Annotated in this window: 7 protein-coding genes; all 7 read right to left on the reverse strand. The window is 62.9% G+C overall.

Annotation, left to right across the window (positions count from 1 at the left end):
* A partial coding sequence (locus tag WC739_RS23655) for a hypothetical protein (protein ID WP_372955417.1) occupies positions 1-248 on the reverse strand: 248 nt, incomplete at its 3' end.
* A 313-nt stretch (positions 249-561) separates the two neighbouring features.
* Complete coding sequence (locus WC739_RS23660) at positions 562-768, reverse strand: hypothetical protein (protein ID WP_372955418.1); 207 nt, start codon at positions 766-768, stop codon at positions 562-564.
* A 399-nt stretch (positions 769-1,167) separates the two neighbouring features.
* On the reverse strand, positions 1,168-1,965 hold the full coding sequence (locus WC739_RS23665) for an N-acyl homoserine lactonase family protein (RefSeq protein WP_372955419.1): 798 nt from the start codon (positions 1,963-1,965) through the stop codon (positions 1,168-1,170).
* A 2-nt stretch (positions 1,966-1,967) separates the two neighbouring features.
* Positions 1,968-3,041 (reverse strand): NAD(P)-dependent oxidoreductase, encoded by a 1,074-nt coding sequence (locus tag WC739_RS23670; protein ID WP_372955423.1) that lies wholly within the window; start codon positions 3,039-3,041, stop codon positions 1,968-1,970.
* Entirely contained in the window at positions 2,960-4,912 is a 1,953-nt protein-coding gene (locus WC739_RS23675; RefSeq protein ID WP_372955420.1) for a heterodisulfide reductase-related iron-sulfur binding cluster, read from the reverse strand. The genes WC739_RS23670 and WC739_RS23675 overlap by 82 nt, the downstream gene beginning before the upstream one ends.
* 1 nt (position 4,913) lies before the next feature.
* Positions 4,914-5,882, reverse strand: coding sequence for an electron transfer flavoprotein subunit alpha/FixB family protein (locus WC739_RS23680; protein ID WP_372955421.1), 969 nt, complete (start codon positions 5,880-5,882; stop codon positions 4,914-4,916).
* 3 nt (positions 5,883-5,885) lie between these two features.
* Positions 5,886-6,650: a hypothetical protein gene (locus WC739_RS23685; protein WP_372955422.1), complete on the reverse strand. Its 765-nt coding sequence runs from the start codon at positions 6,648-6,650 to the stop codon at positions 5,886-5,888.
* Positions 6,651-6,706 lie beyond the last annotated feature (56 nt).

Genomic DNA, 6,706 nt, shown 5'->3' on the forward strand with positions numbered 1-6,706 from the left:
TGCTGCTTGGCAATCGCCTCGTCGCCGCACTCCTTCATCATCCCGGCACGGTCTTCTTCCGACATCGCCATCCATGCGGTCTTGAATTCGGTGTCGGACTTCATGGTCTTCATCCCAGCGTCGGTGAAGAATGGCGACATCTTTGCAGGGTCATCGAGCGCGGACGTGCCTGAACTACCGCCGGCAAGGGCTGAGCCGGTCATCATTGCGAGGGCGATCGAGCCCATGGTGAGCATCTTGATGTTCATGGAAAATTCCTCCGATTTGAGAGGCCGTAAATTACCGACCTCCCTAGAAACGCCAGATGACAGGGAAAAGTTTCCTTCAAACCGCGCAGCTCGAGAAAAAACTAGGAGAGCACGGTCACCGGGCTGCGCGCTTTTGTGGCCTACCTATGGTCCGAGAGCCCTGCCTGAGATATGATCCTGCCAATCGGATTGGCGCAAGGCGGTTGTCGGCCTCGCCGGCGGATCTCGCATTTGACGGCCGAAACATGCCGACGCTCTCAATTTGCGGTAGGTACCTGCGCTCTCGGAGAGGCGTATCCAGCACCGGTTTGGATTATCGCCCCAAGGCGTGCCGAGACAACGCGATCAGCTCTTGTTCATCCATGATTCCCGCGGTGTAGTTCGCGATGATGCGTGAAGCACGCGCTTCCTGGTCGGCCGCGTTCTCATTGAAGACCTGCGTTCGGTCGAACACCCGGAAGAGCAGCCCTATCTCCGCCGGTTCGAAGATGCCGGCCTCCCTCGCTTTGCGGTGGATCACGCGTTGCTTTCTTTCGAGGGTGCTCGCTCACGTTGGAGGCGCAGTTCCCTGAGCCGGGCGGTCTTTGTCTCTCGTTGCTGCCGTTCGGCATCCAGCAAGATCCTGGATTCGCGATCCGCACGCTCGATCTTTCCCTTGTCTACACTGCGCCGCTTCACGATAGCCTCCTCGGTTCCGACGACCGGACTGTGAACTTGGCGGGATGGTCCCAGACAAAGGAATCTCGATCAATTTCAAATGATGTTGACCCGGCAAAGCGTGACGTGGCGGCTGCTTTTAGGGAGATCACGTGCCACGGCCGCACGCGAAGCGACGGGACCTCGTGCCGAGCCGTCGACCGGGCACCGACTTCCATCTCAGGTGAGAACGGACCTTAGGCGGCGCCGATCGCCTGCGGGATCAATAGTGTTGCGGGCGGCTCAGCGTCACAATGTCTTCGACGTCCTGGCGGCTGCGCGCGAAGCGCTTGAGCACCAGCGGGTCGTGCCCGGGGACGATGTGGGCGGGGGAACTAGCGAGCTGTTTCATGCGCTCGACCCCGAAGATCACATCGCTCAGCCGGTCAAAGACCGGAAAAGGCTTTTCGCGGTCCATGTTGGCGTAGAAATGGGCTGCGTCCGACGCGATCACGACCGCGCCATTGTCGGTTTCCACCCGCACGACCTGCAATCCGCGCGAGTGGCCGCCAACCTTGTGCAGCGTTATGCCGGGCGCGATCTGCGACTCCGGGTCATGAAAGCAGACCTTCCCCGCATAAAGCCGCCGCACCATGGTGGTGACGTCTTCGGCCTCGAACGGGTGCCGCATCGCATGGTGGCACATGCAGCGGCCGGTCGCGAATTCCATTTCGGCGTCCTGCAGGTGGAAGGTCGCGTTCGGGAACAGATGATGGTTTCCGCTATGGTCGTAATGCATGTGGGAGATGATGACGTCGCTGACCTCCGCATGATTGATGCCGATCGCCGCCAGGCCTTCATCGACGGGCCTGACGATCCTGCGTCCGCGCTTGTCGCCGGTCGGCTTGTCGAAGCCGGTGTCGACAATGAAGGTGCGCTTTTCCCCGACGATCGCCCAGACGAAGTAGTCCAGCGGCATGGGGACGTCATGCGTGTCCCCGCCCAGGAAATTCTCACCCGAGCGGCGCTCGAAATGGCCGTAGCGAACGGCATGGATTTCATAGCGTCCCTGGTCACTCATGATCAGCTCGCCTTGGCGACGTCCGTGGCCTGGGCCGAGCCGACCTCCACATGCGCCCATGTCTCGACCGTCTTGACCATGCAGGTAAAATCGGAATCAGGCCCGTAGAGTTGGTTCGTCACGCTGAGCATCTGGCGAACGGCGCTTCCCACCACCATCGGAACGCCCATCGCCTCCGCCTCATCCACGCACAGCCGTACATCCTTGAAGGACAGGCCCGTGGCGAAACCGAAATCGAAGGTGCGCGGCAGCACGGATTTCGGAAACTTGTCTTCAGTGGCGCTGTTGCGGCCACTCGAGGCGTTGATGACGTCGATCATCAGCTTGGGGTCGAGGCCCGCCTTGACGCCCATCACGACCGCTTCGGAGGAGATCGCCAGCGCCGCCGCCGCGAGCAGGTTGTTGGCAAGCTTCATGGTCTGGGCGGAGCCCTGAACCTCGCCCATGAAGAATATCCGGCCGAAATTCTCGATGACCGGCCTTGCCGTTTCGAAGGCGGCCTTCGGCCCCGACACCATGACGGCGAGCGTGCCGTTGCGCGCCCCCTTCAATCCGCCGCTGACGGGCGCGTCGATCATGGCGATGTTCCTGGCAGAAAGGCCCTCGGCCACCTTGGCGGCCGTCCGCGGGCCCGTCGTCGAGATGTCGATGAAGATGCGGACCGCCTTGCCTTCGGCGATGCCGCCTTCGCCAAGCACGACTTTTTCCAGGATCTGCGGGCTGGGCAGGCTGGCAAAGACGATCTCCGCATTGTCGGCAACCTCGCGTGCACCGCCGGCGGCTTTCGCGCCCGCATTCGTCAACTCGGCGACGGCTTTGCTGTCGAGGTCGTAGACGGTCACTTCGTAGCCGGCCTTGATGAGACGGGTCGCCATCGGCGTGCCCATTTTCCCGATGCCAACAAAGCCGATTTTCAGGGTCGACATGATCGCTCTCTCCTCCTTCGGGGGCCACAGCCCATGGTGCTTGTCTCGATCTCTTGGATCGTATTCCGTCAGGTCGTTTCCACTGGGGGCATATCGGTCGCGTGGCTTGCGCGCGGCACGAGAAGTTCTGCTATGTCCACGACCTTCAATTTATCGGCCACGCCGAGCGCATCGGTTGCGGCGGTGTACATCACCTTGTCCTTCGGGCAGGCGACGACGAAATAGGCGACGTCGCCCAGGCTCAGCGCCTCGCGGATGCGGTTCTCGCTCGGCCGCTCGGTCACGCCGTCGTCGCCTTGCCAGATGCGGCCGCCGCCAGCGCCGCAGCAGAAGGAATTCTCGCGACAGCGTGGCATGTCATGAAGCGTGTAGCCGGCGGCGCGGATCAGCGCGCGCGGTGCATCGAAGCCGCCATTGTAGCGCCCAAGATAACAGGGATCGTGATAGGTGACCCTGGCGCCGTCGGCGACACGCAAGTCGAGTTTTCCTTCCGCGATGAGTTCTGCCAGCAGCGCCGTATAATGCAGCACCTCGAACGCCGCGCCGAAATGCCGATAGTCGTTTTTCAGCGCATTCAGGCTATGCGGGTCCGTGGTCATGATCCGGTTGAAGCGACAGGCATTGATCTCGTCGATGTTGGACTGGGCGAGCGTCTCGAACAGCCCCTCTTCCCCCGCCCGCCGCACATCGTTGCCGCTGTTGCGCTCGGCATCGAAGAGAATGCCGAAATCGACACCGGCTGCGGTCAGCAGTTCGGCGACCTTGCGGGTGATTTCCTGAACGCGCGGATCATAGGACGCGTAGTCACCGACGAACCACAAGACATCGACGGGTTCCTCGCGTGCGTCCTTGACCGGAAAGCCGAGTTCCTTTGTCCAGCGAGCCCGCATCTTGGAAGGCTTGCCCATGGAGTTGCCGAGCCGCGTCAGGTTCGACAGCGCCTCCTGCAGACCGGGGCTGACGCGGCCCTCGTCGACCAGATGACGGCGCATGTCGATGATCTTGGGCAGGTGCTCGATCTCGACCGGACAAGCCTCCATGCAGGCTCGACACGTGGTACAGGCCCACAGCGTCTCCCCGGAGATCACGCCGCCGACCAGTGGCAAAGCGGTGGGCGCAGCAAGGGCGTCGCGCATGTCGGTGATCAGCGTTTTCGGGCTGAGCGGAAGGCCCGCTGCATAGGCCGGGCAGACCGCCTGGCACCGGCCGCATTCGGTGCAGGACAGAAGATCGAGCTGCTGTTTCCAGTCGAACTTGCCCAGGCTGTCGACGCCTGGAGCCTCGCGCGCTTCAGGGACCGCGGGCGCCAGGCCGCGAGGCTCGAGGTTGCGGAAGTAGATGTTGGGCGCGGCAAGGAACATGTGCCGGTGCTTCGACCCGGGGATATAGATAAGGAATGCCAGAATGGCCCCGACGTGGATCCAGTAGAAGACCTCTTCAGCGACGGGCGCTGCAATGCCTGCCCGATCGAGCAGTCCTGCCAGCGCCGAGGCGACCGGCCGCCACGAACCGTCGGCCCCCCCTTCTATGCGCGCCGCCGCTTCAAGCAACAGGGAGGCCACGATCAGGACGATCAACACATAGATGATCGCCGCATCACTGCCGCTCGAGCCGGCGAAGCGAGCCGGCCGCATCACGTAACGCTGGTAGAGTGCAAGTCCGACTCCGACCAGCATCAGCACCGAAAAGATATCCTGCAACGAGGCGATCCAGGTCTCGCCGCCAATGGCGGCAAGCGAAAACCCCGGGAACAGCCGCGAGCCGAAGGCATCGATGGTGGCTGTGAACAGCACGAAGAACGAGACGAAGATGATGGCGTGCAGCACGCCGGAAAGCGGCTTGCGAAGCATCTTGCGATGCAGGCCGATGGCGACCATGACGCCTTCGAGACGCCGCATTGGCTGGTCGAAGCGGGCCGCGGCCGGCGCATTTGCGAGAGCAAAGGCGTAACGGCGCGAGCGCCAGGCAGTCAATGCGAGTGCTGTGATGACCAGGGCCCAGAGTGGCAGGGTCGATGCCATCTCAAAGGCCAGTGCCGGCCCGCAGCCTGTCGCTCAGATTGGCGACGAGATCGAACAGGTCACAAGTCGCGCCATAATGCGCGACATTGAAAATGGGAGCCTTCGGATCGGTGTTGACGGCAATGATGAGGTCGGCCTGCGACATGCCTTCGAGATGTTCGGGCGCACCGGACACGCCGAGCGCCAGATAGAGTTTCGGCTTTACCTTCTGGCCGGATTTTCCGACCTGGCGCAGCTTGGGCAGCCAGCCATTGTCGACGACAGGACGGCTTCCGGCGATCTCCGCCCCCAGCATCGTCGCCAGATTGCGGGCAAGCTCGATGCTGGCCTCGTCGCCGATGCCGCGGCCCACGCACACGATCCTCTCGGCTTTCGTCAGGTCGACGTCGGCATAGTCCGGCACGTCGATGTCCACCATCTTCACCTTGCCTCCGGCGAGCACGGCTTCGGCATCGATCGTGCTCACGCTCGCGCTATCGACCGGACCAGGTGCTGCCTCCGCAAAGGCTCCCGGATTGATCATCAGGATCGCCGGCAGCGGCACTGAGCATTCAGCGAGGATCTTGCCGCCATACATCTGCGCGACGACGGTCAGGCTCTCGCCATCCCGCTTGATTTCGTTGACATAGGAAATGAGCGGCCAGCCGGTCCTCGCCGCCAGGTCGGCTGCCACGTCCAGTCCGTTCGCCGAATAGGGAACCATGACCAGGCCGGGGCTTTCGGCGGCGACGACATCGCGCAGAAGCCGCGCATAGGTCTCGGCGGGAATGACGTCCGACTTTGTGGCGCGGGCCACTATCAGGCGATCGGCTGCACCGAAGAGAGAGGATGCGGCTTCCGCTTCAGCGCCGGCGAAAAAGGCGACGACCTCGTCGCCGGCATGGACGAGCGAACGTGCCGCGGCGATCATTTCGAGGGAGAAGGCTTCGATCTTGCCGGAGTGGCCTTCCGTACAGGCAATGAATTTCATGATCTAGTTCCTCGCCAGGCCCTTGGCTGCCAGGATGCTGACCAGCCGATCCGCGACGGTGTCAGCATTGTCGCCCAGGTTCTCGCCGGAGCCGCCCTGGACTGGCAGGCGCAATGTGATGATCTCGGCGGAGCGCTCGAAGCCCGACGCTTCGGGTGTAGCGCGGCCGATGGGCGTCTTGGATGCTTCGCGAAGCTTGCTGCCGGAGACATAGCGTGGCGCCTTCGAAGCGGTCTGGACGCCCAGCACCGCCGGCGTGGCCACCTCATAGGTGACGGCGACACCCGCGCCGCGCTCTTGCGTGACACGAAGGACAGCGCCGTTTGCGATGATACGGTTGGTTCCCGACACATGCGGCCAGTCGAGCAGCGCGCCGACGTAAGGGGCGAGCTGGCCAAAGACATCCTCGCTGGATTGAACGCCGCACAGGACGAGGTCCGCCGACTTTGCCCGCGCCATCGCCGCGATGGAAGCCGCGATCTCACGCGACGAGATCATGGCGTCCTCCTCGGACTGAAGCGCCACGACTTCGTCGGCGCCGCGCGCGGCAGCCATCTGCAAGACACGATTGGCGCCTTCGCCAACGGCCACCGCCGTCACCTTCGCGCCACCGGCTTCCTTGAGCAGGATAGCCTCCTCGAGGGCATGATCGTCGAAATCGTTGAGCTGGAAATCCAGCCATTCCCGATCGATGGCACGCCCGTCCTCGGCGAGTTGCAGCTCGCCCGCGGAATCCGGGATCATGCGCAAGACAACAAGAATATTCACGGCCTCTCCTCCGACGGAACGCACCTCAAGCGCCCGGCACCGATTGCTAGATAAGT

The sequence above is a fragment of the Mesorhizobium sp. genome (assembly GCF_041661565.1).
Classification (GTDB): domain Bacteria; phylum Pseudomonadota; class Alphaproteobacteria; order Rhizobiales; family Rhizobiaceae; genus Mesorhizobium.